This is a genomic window from Spirillospora sp. NPDC049652 (genome assembly GCF_040675125.1).
Lineage (GTDB): Bacteria > Actinomycetota > Actinomycetes > Streptosporangiales > Streptosporangiaceae > Spirillospora.
This window is the reverse complement of the sequence record NZ_JBFAOF010001233.1, coordinates 1-1,802: the sequence shown is the minus strand read 5'-3', so window position 1 is coordinate 1,802 and position 1,802 is coordinate 1. Positions and strand designations below refer to the sequence as shown.

The following is a 1,802-nucleotide window of genomic DNA, read 5'->3' as shown; positions in this document are numbered from 1 at the left end:
GGTGCCGATGTAGTTGTGGTTGAGCATCCTGGCCTCTTCCTGAGCCAGAACGACAACCCGCCGCGCGCGGTCGGTGAACCTCTCGAACATCTCGTGCACCCCATCGACGTGAGCGTTGCCGCGAGCATTGACGCGAGGATTACTATCTGATTCTCAAGTTACTCGTGGATGCGTCGTCCGCAAGGCGGCAGCCCGGCGTTTCGCTGAGGGTGAGCGTCCCGGTCGGCCCGAAAGGGGGTCGCATGGCTCTGGAGAAACACCCCATGGTGGAGGTGGTGGACCCGGATGAGCTGGTAGATCAGGGTGGTGCGGCCGAGGTTCGTGAGGTGCGCGTCCAGCTGTCCGGGAGGTTGGGCGGACGTCGCCCCGCGGTGCCGGCGCCGCGCCGTCCGGGATCGGGCGGTCGGCGGGAGGGTTGACCATCCACTATAAAAAGCTATAGTGACGTCCATCACGGGTCTTCGGCTCGCGCGACCGAGGCCCCGCACGACGATCTCATCAGACGCTGGAGGTGTCTGGCTTGAGTTCTCTCCGTGAGACGTACGAGTCCCTCAATCTCGAGCCCAAGCCGATCCGGCCGCACATTCTCGCGGCGGCCACGGTCGTGTTCGGGGACGACTACTACGCGGGCCGCCGGGAGACCATCAACCTCTCGGGGTTCGTGCAGCTGAACAAGTGGCCCATGCCGGGCTTCGAGCACCGGGTCGACGACAAGGGCCACGCCGAGCTCGGCCTCGAGCTCATCAGCGCGCCCGAGGTCGGCATCAAGGGCTACAGCTACGAGCTGGACGACCGCATCCAGGTCCTGTCCAACCCGTTCCTGCCCAACACCGGCCACGTGCGGCAGATCGTGCCGGGCAAGAACTTCCCGGCCGAGTTCTACATCCGCCGCTTCGGCATCCTCGAGACGAGCACGCTGCGCCTGGCGCACCGCAACGTCATCGACATCTACGGCGTGGTCGACGGCATCCCGCCGTACAAGAAGCCGCTCACCGGCCCCTACCTGGGCTCCCCGCGCGGCGACGGCCCGTTCGACGTCGTCCAGGCGCCGAACGTGGTGCGCGGCACCACCCTCCCCGAGGCGTGGTACCCGGCCAACGACGAGAACGAGCCGGTCGGCCTGACCCCGACGGTGTTCTTCGCCGAGAGCGCCGGCCCGTGCATGTCGATGCTGGTCGACCCGTCCATGATCATGCAGGTCTCCATGGAGGGCTCGGTCCGGATCGAGAAGGACGGCCGGTCCGAGACCATCGACCTCGCGGGCGACTACCGCAAGGCCGCCGGCACCGAGATCCTGCTGTTCGGGCCGGAGAAGCACGACGGCCAGGGCGTGCTGGCGCAGCTGGCCCGGGTCGCGATGACCGGCCACAGCGACCTGCTCGGCGGCCGCGTCATGCTGCGGGCGAGCTGGCCGCGGCCGTCCGGCGGCACCCTCGGTGAGGGCTCCGAGGAGAGCCTCAGCCGCGTCCGCTACCCGGCCGACCTGCACATCGACGGCGAGTTCGAGCTCGTCACGCCGCACGCCAACCTGTACGCGGCGAACGCGGTGCACGTGACCGGCAAGCTGTCCGACCTCGAGCCGACCGGCACCGAGCTTGGCTTGGCGGGCGCCGACGCGGCGCTCGTCACCGAGTCCGGCGACGTCAAGGCGCGGCTGACCGGCCTGACGCTCGTCATGCGCGACGCGCATGTCGGCGAGACGGCCGCGGTCAACATCTGAGCCGCGGGGCCGCCGCCCGGCGCGGCGGCCCGGTGTCGGAACCGCCGAGGCTCCGACGGCGACCGGATGTGCGTCCCTCCCG

1 protein-coding gene is annotated in these 1,802 nt (G+C 69.2%); it reads left to right on the top strand.

Annotated elements, in window-relative coordinates; translation table 11 throughout:
• The first annotated feature begins 520 nt into the window (after positions 1-520).
• A complete protein-coding gene (locus AB0J52_RS38900) occupies positions 521-1,720 on the top strand; it encodes a DUF6004 family protein (RefSeq protein ID WP_500188071.1) in 1,200 nt (399 codons plus the stop codon).
• Positions 1,721-1,802 lie beyond the last annotated feature (82 nt).